Origin of the sequence: Lysinibacillus sp. NPDC097279 (genome assembly GCF_044761745.1) — a bacterium.
Taxonomy (GTDB): domain Bacteria; phylum Bacillota; class Bacilli; order Bacillales_A; family Planococcaceae; genus Lysinibacillus.
Genome location: NZ_JBIWDA010000003.1, coordinates 192,376 through 212,259, shown reverse-complemented (window position 1 = coordinate 212,259; position 19,884 = coordinate 192,376). Strand labels below are relative to the sequence as shown.

Sequence of the window (19,884 nt, the reverse complement as noted above, 5' to 3'; positions counted from 1 at the left end):
TTCGTATAAGCTTCAGGCGGACGCTTTTTACGGGCAAGCACCGAGTAGCTTTCCTCGCTCCGCTGGAGTCGCCGCCTTTTAGCTCATCTAAATGTTCATTGTTCTTCTTTGAAAAACTACTTATTTAGATTTATCAATTTCATCTTGAATTTCTTTTGCTGCATCTTTAGGCTTACCACCAATTAAGATACTTACGATAGAGTTTCTTGTTCTATCTTGCATAGATGGTAGTGGATCAAAATCGAAGACATCTACTGCAATTCCTGTTGACGTAGCACCTAATTCAATATTGTGTAAGAACAATTCAGATACTTTCGAGTTATCAATGGCGATATCTGATCTTGGAATTAAGAACTGCGCTTCCTCTGCAAATCGTTTAGCTGCTTCAGCAGAAGTAAGCATTTTTAAAAGCTCAATCGTATATTCTTTTTCTTTTCCTTCAAGTTTGCCATTCACCATATATGGGCTAATAATTTGCATATCTTCATCTTTAAACTCTGGTTTTTCATCAAAATATGGGAATTTCGCAAGTTTAATAGCATCCGCGTATTCTGTCTCACTGGAATTTGTAAATTTACCGATATTCCATGGACCAGTAATAATCATCGCTGCTTTCCCTTCAAGGAAATCTGCCACAGCAATCTCATCGCTTATACCAGCAGCACTTTGACCAAATGCATCTAACTTATTTAAGTCTTCAACATACTCTAGTGTTTTCACAACATCTGGATCAGTCCATTTTAATTCTCTAGTGCCTAGTTTCTTCGCTGCTTCTGTTCCCATCCATTTATAAAAAATTTGGTTGTGTAAATGTCCCGCCATATATGTTGCCTTTGCCCCAAGTGCAATAGGTGTTACATCGATGCCTTTTAACTTTTTAACTGCTGCTGTTAGTTCACTCCACGTTTCAGGGAATTCATTAATACCCGCTTTTTTAAGTAGTTCTTCATTATAATAAACACCAATTAAACCAGACTCCATTGGAATTCCATAAGTCCCCTCATGACCTGGCACTTGATAATACTTTAATGCACCTTCTGTGAAATTTTGTCCCCATTCAGGATCATCCTTTAAAATTGGGTCCATATCCATAAGTAAGCCACTTTCAATATACTCGTTTAAATTTGCAACACCTTGTACTCTAAAGATGTTAGGTAAAGTGCCAGATGCAAGATCTGTTTTCAGCTTATTGTTAAATGCTGATTCATCACCTTGCGATTCATCAACTACCACTACATCGGAATGTTTTGCTTCAAATTCTTTTATAATATCTTTGTAGATTTGTGCCTGAGTGCTTGTCCCAGCCATTCTTGTTAGCAATCTAATTTTTACCTTACCATCTGCATTATCACTAGCATCACTCGAACCACCACACGCTGTAAGTATAGTAGCTAATAAAACCATCAATACGACTAACATCTTTTTCTTCATAAATTTCATCCCCTTTGTAACAAATTTTTATTTTGTATTTGGTGTTAATGCAAATACCTCACGGATTGATCCTACTTCAATGCCTCCATCGCTTTTAATGATGCTAGGTCTTAGCGATCGAATATTAGCAATTGTTTCTTTATTTTCATAGTCTATTTGCTCTAAAATCGCAGCAATTACATTTGGCCAAACGTCTTCTGAGCCATCTAAAACTTTCAATGCGAAACCTAAACGTTCTTTCTTCAAGCCAAAGCAATAAACACCTTTTGCTCCGCCCTTTGCTACAATATTTCGATCTTGCAATAACACTGAGCAAATAAAGTTTTCAGACGCTACCATGTTGAATTCATTGTTCATCATTGTTGTCATTCGCTCTACCGCTTCTCTAAGTTCCAAATCTTCAATTAAATCTGGACAAGCTAATTTCAAACTTGTAATAGCCATATTGTGCAGCGGTATTGCGAACACAGGCACACCACAGCCGTCTACTCCGACATGAATTTCAGATAGCGGTGTTTCAGATAAATAAGATAGCGTTTTCAAAATAAGCTGTTGTAGGGGATGGTCTATATTCCAATAACCCTCCGTTGGGTAACCCATTTCACGACACGTTGCAATAAAGCCCATATGTTTTCCTGAGCAATTATGAAAAAGTCGTCTTTTCTCAAGATTTTGTCTTAACATTGCCTCTTTCGGTTCCGCATTTAAAGGGTACGAATATGGACAAAATAATTCATTTTCATCAATAGCTAATTTTTCTTTCATCGTTTCCAGCGCTTTTATATGATACGTTTCTCCACGATGCGAAGCAGTAAATAATGCCGCTTCCCTATCAGTTAAGCCATACTTCAAATCAATTTTAGATAAAAATGCGGGTAGTGCTTGAATTGGTTTCGCAGCAGAACGGAAATATGTATTATGTTGAATATTACCAACTTGATATATTGCCTCTTTACTGTCATTTACACCACAAACAACGCCCGAATGAATATTTTCCAATAAGTTCGCTCTTGTTTCTTCTACTAAAACTTCAGAATTCATAATTCGCTTTCCCCCGTTACATTAGAATGACCAAATTCCCGATACGCTTGTATTCATATCGAGTTTACGGTGAACATTCAGTTAATGTTCATCCTCTCGAAAATACCGATTATTTAATGACACCTTTTGTTAAAATGATGTTAGCGTACTGCGCCTTTTCACTTGTTGCGACTACAGCATATGCCTTTTTTGTGCGCTCGTAAAATTTAAAGCGCTCCATAAATTCGAATGGAATTGGATATTCGGATTGACGTTGAACGATTTGTTCATACTCTTTCCAAATCGTTGGTTCCACCGTATCTCCAGGGACAACTGCCATTAATTGAATCGGATGTTCCACGTACGTATCAATAGGAAAGAACGCTAATATTGCTTCTAATAATTCTGGAATCGTATGTCCATCACATCGGATTAACTGTTGGGCATGGCTGGCAGCGGGAAAATTCCCGTCTGCCAACACAATTTCATCTCCATGCCCCATCTCCATTAATACTTTCATTAAGTCTGGTGAAATAATTGGAGGAATCCCTTTTAGCATAGTTATTCACACTCATTTCTTTAATCTTCTGCTACAAAGTAATTTGTCAGAGAACCTAATTTCTCGATTTCTACAGTTACTTCATCCCCTTGTTGAATATACATTTGCTGCTCTGCAGGATATCCGAATACTACGCCTTCAGGTGTACCTGTTAAAATAAGATCTCCAGGCTCTAATGTCATATGTTGAGAAATATAACTAATAATTTCAGCACAATTGAAAATCATATCCGCTGTATTTGAGTTTTGTCGTATATCTCCATTTACATATGTTTTTAATGCCAAATTATTAGGGTTCTCTATCTCATCTGCCGTCACTAAGTAAGGACCAACAGGACTGAATTTATCGCACGTTTTTCCTAACAACCATTGTTGTGTTTTCATTTGCAAATCGCGTGCTGATAGATCATTGACAGTGCAATAACCAAAAACATGGTCTAATGCATTTTCTTCTTTTACATTTTTTATCTTTTCACCAATAACAATGCCAAGCTCTACCTCATAATCAAGTTGCTTTGTTACAGTTGGAATTGGAATAGCACTTTGATGGCCAGTTAATGTATTATCAAATTTATTAAATAAAATAGGCACTTCTGGATATGCTGCATTCGTTTCATCTGCATGTTTTCGGTAATTTAAACCAACACAAATAATTTTATGAGGTTTTGTAACGCATGGTCCCCAGCTGATTTGACTGTCCTCTATAAATACTGCACTTTCTTCTACTTCTATTGCCTGAATAAAATTTTGCAGCTTTGCTATCTCTTTTTTATTACAAGAAAATAGAGACGCTAAATCGGGTAAATTATTAAAATTAGAATTTTTGTCCATCGATGCTGCTATATCGATAATGCCTTGCTTCGTTTGAACGCCTAATTGATAGTCGCCCTGTTTTTCAAATGTTAATAGTTTCATAGTCATTCCTCACGTCATTTCGTAATATTAAGCATTTTTCCCAAAAACAACGCCACCATCTATGTAAAGCGGCGAGCCCATCATAAAACTGGACTCATCAGATGCTAAAAATAAGGCAGCTTTCGCAACATCTTCAGGTTTGCCTAATTCACCACTTAGCTGTCTTGTTTTAATACTTGCAATGGCAGCTTGTGGATTGTCATATGCATTCTTTAAATAATTTTCTACAAATGGTGTAAAAATCGTTCCTGGCAATAATGCATTTACTCGAATATTGTAAGGCGCATAATCTACTTGCATCGCCTTTGTTAACGATAAAATAGCTCCTTTTGTTGCTGAATATAAAGCGCGTTGCTTTAAGCCCATTTCCGCAGCGCAGGAAGACATATTAATGATGCACCCGCTCTTCTGCTCCATCATGTAAGGGACAATGTATTTGGTTGGCAAATAAACTCCCTTTACATTTACGCTCATTACTTTATCCCATACGTCTGGCTCCACCTCATCTATCCGTCCAACATTACTGATGCCCACATTATTAAAAAGGATATCAATTTTTTCGAACTGCTTTGTAATCTGTTCAGCCATCTCTTTTACAGCTTCAGGATTAGTTACATCTGCATGATGAAATGTTGCGCTTCCTCCGTTATGTTGAATATCCTTTACTGTACCTTCACCATTTTCCTTGTGAACATCGTTGATGATAACGTGGGCTCCTTCTGCTGCAAACAGCAGGGCTGTAGAACGGCCAATACCACTACCACCACCAGTAATGAGTGCTACTTTACCTTGTAATCTCATAGCAGCAATTCCCTTTCTTGTTCTAAATGATCTTCTGGCTGTGCGGCTTTCACAGTAAGTCCGCCATCTACCATTAGTAAATGTCCGTTTATTTGCATCGCTTCCTCCGAAGCTAAAAACACGACGGCATCAGCAATTTGTTTTTCAGTACCTAGTCTTTTCATTGGATTCGCTTGAATTTCTTTTTCTAAAATACTTGGATCTTCAAGGTATTCCTGGCACATATCTGTAGCTACTGTACTTGGACCAACGGCATTAATATTAATATTATATTTACCTAATTCAATCGCTAAAGCTTTAGTTAAATGACTCGCCGCCGCTTTTGAGGAAATATAATGTGGAATAACTGGGCTTGTCACAAGCAGACTTGCCGTAGATGTAATATTAATGATTTTGCCGTAACGTTTTTCAATCATTTTTTTAGCTACTCTTTGTGAAGTTAAAAAAATGGATTTTACATTTGTTTGATATGTGTTATCCCAAGTTTCTTCTGTTAACTTCATAAATGACTCAAATGGCGCAATACCAGCGTTGTTCACTAATATATCTACATTGCCAAGTGTGTTCTCTACTTCATCAATCATGTGATCGACTTCTTGTTTAATACCTACATTCGCTTTCACTACCATCGCTCTGACATGGAATCGTTTCTCTAATTGTTCCTTTAACATTTCTGCCTTTTCTAGTGAACTTTGAGATGTATAGTTAATGGCAACGTGGGCTCCTTCTTCTGCTAATCTTTCTGCGATAGCAGCCCCTATCCCCCTACTCCCTCCTGTTACTAGGGCAACACGATTTTCAAGTTTTTTCATATTTATTCTCCCAACTTTACTGTTTATAGACTAATACCAATTCTGCTAATACTAAATTCTTGATGACCTAAAATCTCGGCTTTTGTTTCCTGGCCTTTTGCTACATTGACAATCGATTCAAAAATGCGTTCACCTGATTCGTCCAACGTTTCTTTCCCTTGTAAAACAGGGCTAACGTCTACATCGATATTGTCTGCCATTCGTCTGCCAGTCATTTCGTTACCTGTTATTTTAATAACAGGGATAATTGGATTTCCTGTCGGTGTCCCTCTTCCAGTTGTAAAGCAAACAACATGAACTCCCGCCGCCGCCATACCTGTTACACATTCGATATCATTCCCTGGCGAATCCATAAAATAATAGCCTGTGCCTGGAATTTCTTCTGCGAAGTCTACAACCCCTTGAAGCTCGGCTGTTCCCGCTTTACTAATACAACCTAATGACTTTTCCTCAATTGTTGATAAGCCACCTGCAATATTACCTGGACTAGGGTTTCCTCCACGCATATCGACACCCATTCGTTCAACTTCGAGTTCAAATTGCTCAACACACTTATATAATTTTTGTTGTACATCTTGATTAATTGCCTTTGCAGCAACTAGATGCTCAGCACCTATGATTTCTGTAGTCTCACCCATGACGATGGTGCCACCAGCATTCAAAATAGTATCAGCTGCTCTGCCAAGTGCAGGGTTACTACATAATCCTGATGTTGCGTCAGAACCGCCACATTTCACACCAACAATTAGCTCTGAAAGTGGAATATCTATTAACGGAATATCTTCTATTTTTTTCAGAAGCTCCTGTGCCACTTCCACACCTTTTTGAATTGTTTTAACGGAGCCTCCTTCATTTTGAATGTCTATCCAAACAACAGGCTTACCCGTTACTTCAATTTCTTGCTTGATGTCCTGTGCATTGATGACTTCACAGCCAAGACTAACAATTAATACAGCACCGACATTCGGATTTTTTCCCATTCCAACTAATACTTTATGTGTTCTCTCTTTATCAGCACCAACTTGGCTACACCCATGTTGGTGAGGTATAGCGACTGACCCTGGAACTTGTTGTTGAATTCTCGATGTAACCTGATTTGCACACACCACTGTTGGTAAAATTAAAAGATGATTTCGAATACCAATTTTTCCATTGTCTCTTCGATAGCCCTTAATAACTGTCATTGTTGCGCACCTCCCACATGTTTATCTCCACGTCCACGTATGCCCTCGATATTGTGAACATGCACGTGATCACCTGGCAAAATGGCAATTGATGCCGCTCCTATTACTTCACCGTATTTCACAATTTCCTCTGCCTGATTAATAGGCGCAATCGCAACTTTATGACCAAAGCTAACATCTTGTCGCAATGTTACTTCATAAGCTTGGTTGCCTATTGTGTAAACTACACTTTCGCCTTTTTTCACATCTGTTAAAAGGGTTGTTACATTGTCCTTTTCATCCATCACAATGCAAGTTATCCCTTGTTGATACGCCATTTCTGCCATTCCTTCGCCCTCCCTCTTATAATTTATAAAAACGCTTGGCATTTTCTCCAAATATCTTTTCTAAATCTTTTCCAAGTATGGTTGTAGGTAAGTTTTCCATCAGTATTGTCAGTACATCGTTGTATGTGCCCGCTAAATTACAAACAGGCCAGTCACTGCCAAACATCACGCGATTCGTCCCAAATACATTTACAACATGGTTGATATAGGGCTGAAATTCTTCAATTGTCCATTTTTTATGCGTTGCTTCTGTCACTAAACCTGAAAGTTTACACATCACATTCGGGTACATTGCAATTTGTCCTATTTCCTCTTTCCAACCTTCTAGCTGTTGTTTTGCAATATTTGGCTTTGCAATATGGTTTACTACTACTCTTAATTGAGGAAACATTTTTAATAATTTTAGTATGTAAGGAAAATGCCTTGGCTTTATTAAAAGATCGAGCGGAACATCATACTGTACTAGCAGTTCAATGTTCTTTAATACATCTTTTCTTAAAATCCAATCATCTTCATCCAAATCTTGTAACATAGGTCGCACACCTACAAAACCAGGATGTTGGTGTAGCTCCTCTACATGTTGCTTAAAGTTTATTTCCGTTAAATCTAACCAGCCGACTACTCCTGCAATCCAATCATGCTCTTCAAACAAATTTAATAAAAATAATGTTTCATTGATTGTTGGTGCAGCTTGGACTACGATTGTTTTGTCAATTTGATGTTCATTTAAAATTGGATATAAATCATTAGGCATAAAATCACGATAAAGCTCTGGTAAATCGTTGGTTAACCATTTATAATCATTCCTTGATAACTTCCAAAAATGTTGATGTGAATCAATTATTATATTCGACACCACCTTTGTTAACTTTTATGTTACCGATAACACAAAAGTAACAAACGAAAAATTACATGTCAATACTAATTTCTGAAAATAATCAAAATTCAAAACCAAGGTAAATAGATGGTATTTCTAAGAATATTACACTCTTAGTAGAGTAGAATCGTGAAAATGAACGCAATTCATTAGATGCATGGACATGTTTGAACGTTTCATTTACCAAGCACAATTTTTGATATGAGTAGGTTATAAAAATGGATGGTGATGTAGATTTTCAAACCACATGCTATAATGACTTGAGAAAAATGGTGGATGCACATCGGGGAGCTTTAAACGAAAAACGAATTGTATTATTTTATTTTTGGCTCTATTGAAGCGCTTTCCCTCTTGGATTTAATTATTGGAAAGTATAGAGTTAGAAGAAGTACAATAATATTAGAACTGATTATGTAAAAATAATCCAACAACATATGACTAATCACGATGACTTTAGTTTGAAATAAAATGTATCTTCATTCGAGATATTTTTGCGTAGAATCGTTGCGCCAGCAGTAGGAATAATACAAAAAAATTAACAATGTAAGGTAGGTACGATAGGTGACAACAATATATGATATTGCAAAAAAAGCTAACGTTTCTCCTATGACTGTTTCAAGAGTCATTAATAATAAGGGAAATATTAGCGAGAAAACAAGAAAAAAAGTAGAGGCTGTCATTCAAGAACTAAACTATATCCCCAACTCCGCTGCTAGAAGTTTAAATATAAAAAAAACGAAGCTTCTTTCATTAGTTATTCCTGATATTACAAACCCCTTCTTCACAAAGGTTGCAAGAGGAGCAGCAGACAAGGCGAATCAAATGGGCTATCAGCTTATGCTGTGTAATACTGACGAGGATCCAGAAAAAGAAAGTGGCTATATAGATGCTCTTATTTCCAAGATGGTAGATGGCGTTATTATCGCACCAACAGGGAACCAATCTAAAAAAAACTTAAAAAAGCTTGTAAAAAACAAAGTGCCCTTTACATTAATTGATAGGATGATAGATGATTTTCCTTGCGATATGGTGTTGGGAAATAATCATGAGGGAACAAGAGAGTTAGTGCAGCATTTAATTGATCGAGGACATAAAAAGATCGCTCTCATTCATGCACCTTTAGATATTTCTACATCCAAAGAGCGTTATCAAACGTATGTAGAAACTTTGAAAGTGAATGATTTAGCTTTTAATAAAAATTTAGTTATCCAAACACATTATAAACAAGAAGAAGAATGGGACACTATCAATGGTTTACTGCTATTACCTGAGGAAGAACGACCTACTGCCATCTTCGCAGCTAATAACTTTATAGCAATTAACGCAATTACAACACTGCGCAACAAAAATATCCGAGTGCCAGAAGATATTGCCGTTGTCTGCTTCGACGACTTAGAGCCCTATTCTAATTTAGATCCTTTCTTCACAGTAGCTTCACAGCCCGCATATGACTTTGGTTATATGGGGACACAATTAGTTATTGAACGAGTTGAAGGAAACGGACCTAGCGAATATCGCAAAATTAATCTTCAACCAAAGCTTATCGTTAGAAAATCATCAAGTACTTCTATTGTCTAAAGGCTATTCAGACAGAAGTAAACTCGGAAAATTTCGAGTTTACTTCTGTCTTTTAAAATTCAGAATATTTTGGGTGACTGGCACTTTTATCATGGTTGTGCACTCATAATTACTACATTCAAAATACAAAGGTTGATCCGATTCGCTTGTTGTAATCTTCACTTTATATTGGAAGGGAAACCCATCACGTTTTGTATACTCGCCTACCTCTACAGATATTATTTTTTTACTATCAAGATTCAAAGCTTCATAAGCATTAGAGGCACCCGTTAGTAAAATCTGCTTTCGTTGAAAGTCTTCATGTTTCTGATTATTAAAATATATAATTCCAGCAACTATAACAACAAAATTTAGGCAGATTGATAATATAGCACCTGTATACAAATAACGATTTTTCTTATTTTTAAGTCCATGTGCAAATACCAAAACTAATATTGTGCAAACTGCATACATCACTGTGAAAATAATGGTTGTTCTTTCATTAAAGGACATTTGATATATAAATAAAATAAAAACATAAATGAGAAACAAACCTATCCATAATAGTATGAACCTAGGTTTGGTTACTGTTTCCATATTCCAACCTCCTACAGCTTATTTGGTAATATAATTATAATTGATTCACCCTTCTATATTCCAATTTAAACCAATTTGAGTTGCGCACATTCAGAATAAAAGGAAACATAACCTCATACACCGCTAATTTCTTCTTTAACATAATAATAATGCTCTATGATATAGTAAAAACAAGGATTTACGAAAGGATGTTAGTTATGGCTAAAAGTGTAGTAATAGCTGAAAAACCATCAGTAGCTCGCGATATTGCGCGTGTATTGAATTGCAATAAAAAAGGAAACGGTTATCTTGAAGGGGATAAATACATCGTTACATGGGCATTAGGTCACCTTGTAACATTAGCAGACCCTGAAAGCTATGACGTCAAATACAAAACGTGGAATTTAGAAGATTTACCAATGTTACCTGAACGCTTAAAACTGACTGTTATTAAACAAACAGGTAAACAATTTAATGCGGTTAAAAGCCAGCTAACGCGTGGGGATGTAGGCGAAATCATTGTGGCAACTGATGCTGGACGTGAAGGTGAACTTGTAGCACGCTGGATTATTGATAAAGTGAAGATAAATAAGCCGATTAAACGTTTATGGATTTCTTCTGTGACAGACAAAGCCATTAAAGACGGATTTGCTAACTTAAAGCCAGGCAAGGCCTATGATAATTTATATGCTTCTGCTGTTGCTCGTTCTGAAGCAGACTGGTACATCGGACTGAATGCTACTCGTGCTTTAACAACGCGCTTTAATGCACAGCTAAACTGTGGTCGTGTACAAACACCTACCGTAGCAATTATTGCGGCGCGCGAAGATGAAATCAAACATTTTAAAGCTCAAACTTATTATGGCATTGAAGCACAGACTAATGATCGTTTAAAACTGACATGGCAAGATGCAAAAGGCAATAGCCGTAGCTTTGAGAAAGAAAAAATTGACGCTATTGTAAAAAAGCTAGGTAATAGCAATGCAATGGTTACAGACATTGAAAAAAAACCGAAGAAAACGTTCGCTCCAGGTTTATATGATTTAACAGAGTTGCAACGTGATGCGAATAAAATTTTCGGCTATTCTGCAAAAGAAACGCTGAATATTATGCAAAAATTATATGAGCAACACAAAGTATTAACGTATCCACGTACAGACTCACGCTATATTTCACAAGACATTGTTGCAACTATACCAGAACGTTTAAAAGCTTGTGGTATTGGCGAATATCGTCCACTTGCCAATAAGCTTTTAAATAAACCCATTAAAACGTCGAAGGCATTTGTTGATGATAGTAAAGTATCCGATCACCATGCGATTATCCCGACAGAAGGCTATGTCAATTTCTCAGCATTCTCCGATAAGGAACGTAAAATTTACGACCTTGTTGTGAAAAGATTTTTAGCTGTTCTTTTCCCTGCTTTTGAATATGAACAATTGACATTACGTGCAAAAATCGCTGATGAAAGCTTTGTCGCGCGCGGGAAAACAATCCTATCAGCTGGCTGGAAGGAAGTCTATGAAAATCGCTTTGACGATGAGGATACAACAGATGATTTGCAAGAACAAATCCTTCCCCGCATTGACAAAGGTGACACACTTCAGATTAAACTGATTGCACAAACATCTGGCCAAACGAAGCCACCAGCACGTTTTAACGAGGCAACACTATTATCTGCGATGGAAAATCCAACGAAATATATGGCGACGAACGATAAAAAATTAGCCGATACGTTAAAGTCTACAGGTGGTTTAGGCACAGTAGCAACTCGCGCTGATATAATCGATAAGCTCTTTAACTCGTTTTTAATTGAAAAACGTGGTGCTAAAGATATTTACATCACTTCAAAAGGTCGACAATTGCTTGATTTAGTTCCTGAAGAGTTAAAATCGCCTACTCTTACGGCTGAATGGGAACAAAAGCTTGAAGCGATTGCCAATGGGAAACTGAAAAAAGAAGTATTTATTAGTGAAATGAAAAATTACACGAAGGAAATTGTTTCAGAAATTAAGGCAAGCGATAAAAAATATAAGCATGATAATATTTCCACTAAATCATGTCCTGACTGTGGGAAACCGATGCTTGAAGTCAACGGCAAAAAGGGCAAAATGCTTGTTTGTCAGGATCGTGAATGTGGTCACCGTAAAAACGTAGCCCGTGTAACAAACGCACGCTGCCCTCAATGTAAGAAAAAACTTGAGCTTAGAGGTGAAGGCGATGGCCAAATCTTTGTCTGTAAATGTGGTCATCGTGAAAAATTATCTGCATTTGAAGCACGCCGTAAAAAAGAAGGCGGCGGTAAAGTCGATAAACGCTCCGTTCAAAAATATTTAAAGCAACAAGATAATGATGAACCAGTAAACAACGCATTAGCCGAAGCACTAAAAGGATTAAAACTAGATTAAAAGTGCCAGTCACTCACACAATTCTGAATTCTCCCATGCCATAATTTAAGCCGCAACACCACGCATAAGCGAGGGTTGCGGCTTTCGCATTTTTCATCTAATAAAATTTAAATTTGCTAGTAGAACTATTATGCTTGCAAATCTCTTTTACATAAAAAGTACTTTTAAAACTGCATACTCTTATTCCCTTAACATATATTGAATTGTCATTAAATTGTCATAATATTCAAACTTAATCGTGAAGGAGGAGTAAAAATGCAAGCTCAAGACTTTAGACCTCGAAATGTAATTATTATTACGATTATTGTTGTTTTATCACTAATTATTGGTCATTCGATTTATGTAAATTATATTGAGGTTTTTTAAAAACAATGGAGTTATAGCAACATAGTGCAACAGTTAACGTGTAAAAGAAGAATCTGTTCAGTGCCCTTTGTACAGTGCGGGCATAAAGCAGATTCTTTTTTCTATTTGGGGATTATACATTTGAGTTCAGCTGCTTCGCGGTATTAACACCTCGCTCCGCGGAATCACACACCTGCTTCGCGGAATCAACTCCTCGCTCCGCGGTATCACACACCTGCTCCGCGGAATCACACCCTCGCTCCGCGGTATCAACTCCCTGCTTCGCGGAATCAACCCCTCGCTCCGCGGTATCAACACCCCTGCTTCGCGGTATCACACCCTCGCTCCGCGGTATCACACCCTCGCTCCGCGGAATCAGCTCCTCACTTCGCGGAATCAACTTCTCGCTCCGCGGAATCAACTCCCTGCTTCGCGGTATCAGCTCCTCACTTCGCGGAATCACTCCTGCTTCGCGGAATCACACACCTGCTTCGCGGAATCAGCTCCTCACTCCGCGGAATCACACCCCTGCTTCGCGGAATCACTCCCCTGCTTCGCGGTATCACTCCCTGCTTCGCGGAATCACACCCTGCTCCGCGGTATCACATCCCTGCTTCGCGGAATCAACACCCTGCTTCGCGGAATCAACACCCTGCTTCGCGGAATCCGCCCCCCACTCCGCGGAATCACACACCTGCTTCGCGGTATCAGCTCCTCACTTCGCGGAATCACTCCCTGCTTCGCGGAATCACACCCTCGCTCCGCGGAATCAGCTCCTCACTTCGCGGAATCACTCCCTGCTTCGCGGAATCAACACCTCGCTCCGCGGAATCACACTCCTGCTTCGCGGAATCACACCCTCGCTCCGCGGAATCACACCCTCGCTCCGCGGAATCACACCCTCGCTCCGCGGAATCACACCCTCGCTCCGCGGAATCACACCCTCGCTCCGCGGAATCAGCTCCTCGCTCCGCGGAATTACGCCCCTGCTCCGCGGAATCACGCCCCTGCTTCGCGGAATCACACCTCACTTCGCGGTATCACTGCTCTGCTCCGCGGTATCACACTCCTGCTCCGCGGAATCACACACCTGCTTCGCGGAATCACTCCCCTGCTTCGCGGTATCACTCCCCTGCTTCGCGGTATCACACCCTCGCTCCGCGGAATCACACCACTGCTCCGCGGTATCACACCCTCGCTCCGCGGAATCAGCTCCTCACTCCGCGGAATCAACTTCTCGCTTCGCGGAATCAACTCCCTGCTTCGCGGTATCAGCTCCTCACTTCGCGGAATCACACCACTGCTTCGCGGAATCAACCCCTCGCTCCGCAGAATCAGCTCCTCACTTCGCGGAATCACTCCCTTGCTTCGCGGAATCACACCCTCGCTCCGCGGAATCACTCCCCTGCTTCGCTCTGCTCCGCGGTATCACACACCTGCTTCGCGGAATCAACTCCTCGCTCCGCGGAATCACACACCTGCTCCGCGGGATCACACCCTCGCTCCGCGGAATCAGCTCCTCGCTCCGCGGAATCAACTCCCTGCTCCGCGGAATCACACCCTGCTCCGCGGAATCAACTCCTCGCTCCGCAGAATCCGCCCCCCACTCCGCGGAATCAACACCTCACTTCGCAGAATCCTCTCCATAGCTCATCGTTTTTAAGCACAAAAAAACGAGCGGTAAGCTCACCATTGCTTTACCGCTCGTTCTGTCGTTTATAAATATTGTTCCCGCCATTGTAGCTGCTCTTTTTCTGTCAGTTGCTGTTCTAGTTTTTCATCCCATCGGTTTAGTAATGTATTCCACACTCGGGCATAGACAATATTTTGCTCCTTATTATAAAGAATGAATTCTAGACATGGAATATCATTAATTTGTTTTGCATCTGCAGTAACAATTGTTGCCACAATTTTTTGGGAGCTCGCTTCTTCTTCCTCGTCCTGCTGTAAAGCTTCAAGCATCATTTCCTCTTCAAAATGTTCTTGCTGCTCTGCCTCTTTATCGACATAACGATAAGGCTCAGGCAACTCATCGAACTCCTCTATATCTTCTTCTACGGCAGGGAGAATGGCTTGGTGGCATGGACTAAATAAGAGCGTTGCCGTTTCGACCTCAAGCTCTTCCTCGAAAATGCCATGCGCCAGTTGTTGCTCTCCTTTAGAGGTTAGTCTATAGAAACCATCCGTTTGTTCGATAAGTCGCACGCGAGACATTAATGAAACTAAGTCCTCAATAAACAGTGGATCTACTAATAATAGCTCACTCAATTCCTGGACATTTTGAAAATTCGCTTCCTGCATGCTAATTAATAGCATTTGCATCAAGACATCCATCGTTGAGCGACGAATTGGCTCATAAGTCACTTCGATTGTACGAATCGGAATACACCATTCAGCTGAATTCATGATTTTCACATGACGATTTTGCTGTAACTCTCTCATTAAACGCTGTTGTAATTTTAACACCCTACATCACCTGTCCTTCATGGTTACGTAAACCGTTGTAGGATTTCACTGTCGTTAAAAGGTTGCTGTACATGTCACGTGTATCCTGGTGTTTAGCTCGTTTTGCAAACATCTCTGCACTGCCAACAAGCATTAACAATTCACGCGCACGAGATAACGCAACATTTAACCTGCGATAATCTTTCGCAAAGCCTATGTCCCCTCCCTTTGGTGTATTACGTACCATACTAACTAATATGACATCCATCTCCATCCCCTGGAACTTATCGACTGTTCCTGTTCTAAACTGCAGATGGGGTAGCTGTAATTCCTGTTGAAGTAGACGATTAATTTTCTTCACTTGCTCACCATAGAAGCTAATAACGCCTACACTTTTTTGTACATCCTGTGGTATGCGCCCTGCCTTTTTCGCTTCCATAACAGCGGCGTTTAAATCTGTTAAAATTCGGCGAATAGTTTGTAATTCTCCCTCATTATAACGACTTGTACCACCTTTCACCTGTTCCTCTAAAAATGGTTTTTCAGTTGGCATATCAATCCATAATAAATGGTCATCTCGGTTAACGAATTGTCCCTCTAAGCCGTGGTCACGTGCTGCATCAGAGTCAGGTAAACCGCATTGTAAGCCGTTCTCTTCCTTAGCGTAAAACGGTGTAATACTGTGCATGATTTTTTCATGCATACGGTACTGCAATGCAAGCATTTGCTTATGTGTTGACGGTAGGTTATTAAATAAGCGCTCGAATAACGATTCACGCAGCAAGCTTTTTAATTCTTGCGCGCCATCAAAGTTTGGATTTTCTTCTAACATCCCCTTCAATGTTTCCTCCAGCGTATCATCACCAAGAAGTGGAGGTAGCTGATGATGGTCACCAACTAAAATAACTTTTTTGCCCTTTAGCATTGGTAATAAAAGCTCTGGAGGTGTCGCCTTAGATACTTCATCGATAATAACTACATCAAAGGTCGGATAGTTTTCCATAAATTCCTTACTTGCAGAAGCAACACATGTTGTTCCGATAACATTGGCATGACGCACATATAATTTGCGAATTTCGTCTAAATCATATTCGGTTGCGTTTTGTAGCTTATCACGCCATTGCTCTTGTAATTTTTTACGTAGAGGTAGCTGCTGTTCTTTACGATGTAGCTCTTCTAAGCTTTCATTTGTCGCTTGAATAGCATCCTTTACTTCCTCATATGTGCGCTCTGGCGTAGATTGTAACAATGCTGTTAATGCAGTAAGTTGTTTTTCCTTTTTTAGTCCCTCTACATTTATAGTCTTAATTTTTTCTTCTAATTGCACTAGCTGTTCTTCCACCTCATGTAAGCTAGCCTGTGCTGTTTGTTGTGCCGCTTTCTTAGGTGCAAGCTGTGTATTAGCTTGCTCAACGGACTGCAACTGTTGGCGTGCTATTTGTAGAGAGGATTGTGTAGTAGATACTAGCATTTTTAGCTGCTCCACTGATTCCTCTGGCATCACATCAGCTTTGAATGTATCAGCGAGTTGCTGTAGACGTTCGGTATGTGTAATAAATGGCTGTAATTGACGCTGTAAACTTTGAACATCGAAGCTTGTAATAGCACATTCTTGATGTATTAAACTACTAATGTTTTTACGTAGTGACTCAAATTCACGATCTTTATGGTCCTGTTGTTGTCGAAGCGCCATACCTTTTTGCCAAACAAAATCACGACGCATATAGAGACCCAGTAAATAGCTCTCCAATTGTTCATTAGTTGGTGTTTGCCCTTCTTGAAACGACTCATTTAGCTGCGCAAATACACCTGTTAAATTTTGTAACGAGAACGATTGTACTGGCTGTTGACGACTTTTAGCTAACGCTCGCTCTTTCTCCTCTGACGATAACAGTGCTTCAAGCTTTGCAATCGCTTTTTGTAATCGGGAATTAATTGTTGCCCATGCTTCTAAATCTTTCGCATCTTCTAAATGCTCTAATCGTCCAATTTGTTGAGCTAGTATGTGCGTCGGACGGATGTGATAATGCTGTAAAAAGCGTTGAATACGTTCAAAAGACGTTAACGTACCAATATATTGTTGGCCTTCCTTCATTAAAAGCAATCGCTTATTTTCTTGTTCATATTTTAATTGAATATCTTGATACTGTGATGTCAGCTCTTGCTTTTCTGCAAGTAATTCTTTATATTGAATAGCCGCTTGCCATTGTTCTATATTTTGGGTGCTGTCTTGAATCGTTTGTTGAAGCTGTTCAAGCGAATCATATTCAGATAAAATTTGTTCATGCGATTGTATAGCGGACTCTAATTGTGCTAGCTGTTTTTCAAAATGCTCTTTTTGCTCTTCACTAGATTCTTTTTCTGCTTTTGCCGTTTTCAAATCCTTTTTTAGCGATTGAATCTCTTTTTGTAAAATGGGTTCATCAATTACGGCCTGTTCCTTAGCAGCTATTTCCTTTGTTAACTCCTCAAGCCATGTCTCCAGCTTTTGTTTCTCATCCACTGCTTTTACAATACTTGCTTGTAGCTCTTGCTCACGCTCAGCAAATGCAATAATTTCTTCTTCAACAGCAGCTAATGTTTGCTCACGCCAATGTAGGGCAACATTTTCCTCAATGAATTTTTTACCCTCTTCTTCAATACTTTCTGTACGGCCATAGCGCAAAATTCGTATTTCTTGATTGGAGAGTAGTCTGCCCAACGCATTATCAACAGCTAAGTTTGACTGTGATGCAACGAGTGTTTTCAAGCCTGCCTTGACATTTTGCTGACAAATTTCTGAAATTACCGTTGTTTTTCCTGTCCCTGGAGGTCCTTGAATCACATACAAATCTTCAACAGATAGGGCACCGATTACCGCTTTCTGTTGATATTCATTTAAATTATTATGAAACGCAATATCATCGCGCAGCTTGGCCGTGCGGACGGTTGGGCGTTTCTCAAATAATATCGTCTCTAAGCTAGCGTTCACTGCTTCGCCCTTTTCTAGCTTCGTAAAGCCATTGCGCAAGCGTCGTATTTGGCTTAGTGTTGCAAAATTACTAAAGCTTGCTTGCTTGGAGCGCAAGTTTAACTGATCTTTACGAGCCTGATCCTGTGCAAAAGGCTTTAAATCAATTTCAACCGTTTGCTTGCCAGCATTCGATTTTAATACTTGTCCGATTTCACCACGTACACCTTGAATGCTAACACTTAAACCTTCGAGTTGCTTCCATTCCTTTGCTTTTACATAAGGACATACTAGTGTTAAACGTGAAAAATCTTCATTGAAGTAGCTTTGTTTAAATTCCGTATGAATATCATCAATTGTTGCATCCCGTTCTTGGATTTTTAAATAGCCTTCCCAACTTGCAATACGTTTTTTCACATATTCGGTGCGTTCTTCAGCAATCGGTAGCTCTCTTATTTTTGAATGAAGATCAAGTGGGATACCTGCGCCATTATTAGGTTTTGTGACAAATTGCAATGCAGCAGGTAAGCGACGATTCGTACTAATTGGACCACGCATATGTACAAAACGAATATTAGTGGCTAATAATCCTTCCACTTTTAGTACACAATCCATAATCGCTGTTTTTCCTGCCAGTACACTATCTAACTTCTCGTTGTGCTCCGCATTAAAATAAATGGATAAAAACGTTTCACCAATGGTTTTCGCTTTTCTTTTTTCAATATAAACGGTAATTGTTTTTTGTAACGCAAAAAAGGCATGCTCATTTGCTGAGCATTCCTCTACCGCCTCCTTCGCCTTATTCGTCAAAATTAAATTACAGCGTTGTTTCTCTAGTAAAGCGATGTTCTGCATGAGCTGCCCTCCCTTCCGAATTCACTAAAGTATTATTTTATCATATCGCAAAAGGAATCTTGCAAAGAAAAATCCCCTGCACAGTGATTTCCTTCCACTGTACAAGGGATCAATATTTATTGTTACCGACATTAAGACATCTCTTTAATGTTGGTCGATTGTTTCTTTCGGTAATGTTTTGCTCATTTCACAGTACTGAACGAAAACACGTGCCATTTCACGTAAACGATTATGAACATCCTCGTCTACAATTACATTATTTGCATCAAAATGTGATGTATGTGTATATACATAGTTTGGTGTTACAAGTGCACGGAAGTAGTCTAAAATAGGCTTTAATTGATTTTCAACTACTAAATGGTGCTGATATGTGCCACCATTCGCTACGATAGAAACTGGCTTATAGCGCATTGTTTTCGGATGTAAGAAATCGAAAGCATTTTTCAATACGCCTGGAATGGAAGCTTGGAAAATCGGCGTTGCAATAATATACGCATCCGCTTCTTCAAATTTCTGGATCATTTTTTTCATATCGTCATTCAATGGTGAGCCATCGACAATTTGATGCTTATATTCACTAAAATGCATAATTTCTAAGTCGAAACTAGCATCGAAATCTTTAATATAACGCTCTACTTGCTCTAAAATAGCACCAGTTTTACGCCCAAACATTGTGCCATCAACGAGTAAAATTTTCATATTCATTTTGCCTCCACATTCATCTTCTACAATAATATTGTAACAAATGAATAGTGGCTCGGGAAGATTTGTAGTAGTCAAAACAACAAATTCAGTCTTTAGACGGAATGCTATAGTTAATGGAA

General features: G+C 39.3%; 15 protein-coding genes. 2 read left to right on the top strand and 13 right to left on the bottom strand.

What is annotated here, in order from left to right; translation table 11 throughout:
* Positions 1-120: 120 nt before the first annotated feature.
* From ACIQ1H_RS14750 to ACIQ1H_RS14710, 9 genes are all read right to left on the bottom strand, one after another.
* A complete protein-coding gene (locus tag ACIQ1H_RS14750) occupies positions 121-1,431 on the bottom strand; it encodes an ABC transporter substrate-binding protein (RefSeq protein ID WP_402889738.1) in 1,311 nt (436 codons plus the stop codon).
* A 27-nt stretch (positions 1,432-1,458) separates the two neighbouring features.
* Positions 1,459-2,472, bottom strand: a complete 1,014-nt coding sequence (locus ACIQ1H_RS14745; RefSeq protein ID WP_402889737.1) for an asparaginase — start codon at positions 2,470-2,472, stop codon at positions 1,459-1,461.
* Positions 2,473-2,581: 109 nt separating this feature from the next.
* Positions 2,582-3,010, bottom strand: coding sequence for an L-fucose mutarotase (gene fucU, locus ACIQ1H_RS14740; protein ID WP_402889735.1), 429 nt, complete (start codon positions 3,008-3,010; stop codon positions 2,582-2,584).
* A gap of 20 nt (positions 3,011-3,030) precedes the next feature.
* Complete coding sequence (locus ACIQ1H_RS14735; RefSeq protein WP_402889733.1) at positions 3,031-3,924, bottom strand: fumarylacetoacetate hydrolase family protein; 894 nt, start codon at positions 3,922-3,924, stop codon at positions 3,031-3,033.
* A 27-nt stretch (positions 3,925-3,951) separates the two neighbouring features.
* On the bottom strand, positions 3,952-4,725 hold the full coding sequence (locus ACIQ1H_RS14730; protein WP_173478711.1) for an SDR family NAD(P)-dependent oxidoreductase: 774 nt from the start codon (positions 4,723-4,725) through the stop codon (positions 3,952-3,954).
* Positions 4,722-5,537 (bottom strand): SDR family NAD(P)-dependent oxidoreductase, encoded by an 816-nt coding sequence (locus ACIQ1H_RS14725; protein ID WP_402889732.1) that lies wholly within the window; start codon positions 5,535-5,537, stop codon positions 4,722-4,724. The genes ACIQ1H_RS14730 and ACIQ1H_RS14725 overlap by 4 nt, the downstream gene beginning before the upstream one ends.
* 23 nt (positions 5,538-5,560) lie before the next feature.
* A complete protein-coding gene (locus ACIQ1H_RS14720; protein ID WP_402889731.1) occupies positions 5,561-6,721 on the bottom strand; it encodes a UxaA family hydrolase in 1,161 nt (386 codons plus the stop codon).
* Positions 6,718-7,047 (bottom strand): UxaA family hydrolase, encoded by a 330-nt coding sequence (locus ACIQ1H_RS14715; protein WP_402889729.1) that lies wholly within the window; start codon positions 7,045-7,047, stop codon positions 6,718-6,720. The genes ACIQ1H_RS14720 and ACIQ1H_RS14715 overlap by 4 nt, the downstream gene beginning before the upstream one ends.
* Before the next feature lie 16 nt (positions 7,048-7,063).
* Positions 7,064-7,903, bottom strand: coding sequence for an amidohydrolase family protein (locus ACIQ1H_RS14710; RefSeq protein WP_402889728.1), 840 nt, complete (start codon positions 7,901-7,903; stop codon positions 7,064-7,066).
* 582 nt (positions 7,904-8,485) lie between these two features.
* On the opposite strand from ACIQ1H_RS14710, the gene ACIQ1H_RS14705 reads away from it, so the two are divergent.
* On the top strand, positions 8,486-9,502 hold the full coding sequence (locus tag ACIQ1H_RS14705; protein WP_173478716.1) for a LacI family DNA-binding transcriptional regulator: 1,017 nt from the start codon (positions 8,486-8,488) through the stop codon (positions 9,500-9,502).
* 39 nt (positions 9,503-9,541) lie between these two features.
* Here ACIQ1H_RS14705 and ACIQ1H_RS14700 read toward each other — a convergent pair whose 3' ends face one another.
* Complete coding sequence (locus ACIQ1H_RS14700) at positions 9,542-10,078, bottom strand: hypothetical protein (protein ID WP_402889727.1); 537 nt, start codon at positions 10,076-10,078, stop codon at positions 9,542-9,544.
* A gap of 197 nt (positions 10,079-10,275) precedes the next feature.
* On the opposite strand from ACIQ1H_RS14700, the gene ACIQ1H_RS14695 reads away from it, so the two are divergent.
* A complete protein-coding gene (locus ACIQ1H_RS14695; protein ID WP_402889725.1) occupies positions 10,276-12,465 on the top strand; it encodes a DNA topoisomerase III in 2,190 nt (729 codons plus the stop codon).
* 2,061 nt (positions 12,466-14,526) lie between these two features.
* Here the strand turns inward: ACIQ1H_RS14695 and ACIQ1H_RS14690 are convergent.
* The 3 genes from ACIQ1H_RS14690 to ACIQ1H_RS14680 form a co-directional block, all read right to left on the bottom strand.
* Complete coding sequence (locus ACIQ1H_RS14690) at positions 14,527-15,276, bottom strand: hypothetical protein (protein WP_402889724.1); 750 nt, start codon at positions 15,274-15,276, stop codon at positions 14,527-14,529.
* Position 15,277: 1 nt separating this feature from the next.
* Entirely contained in the window at positions 15,278-19,060 is a 3,783-nt protein-coding gene (locus ACIQ1H_RS14685; RefSeq protein ID WP_402889722.1) for a DEAD/DEAH box helicase, read from the bottom strand.
* 144 nt (positions 19,061-19,204) lie between these two features.
* Positions 19,205-19,759, bottom strand: a complete 555-nt coding sequence (locus ACIQ1H_RS14680; RefSeq protein WP_337982217.1) for an NADPH-dependent FMN reductase — start codon at positions 19,757-19,759, stop codon at positions 19,205-19,207.
* Positions 19,760-19,884: the final 125 nt, after the last annotated feature.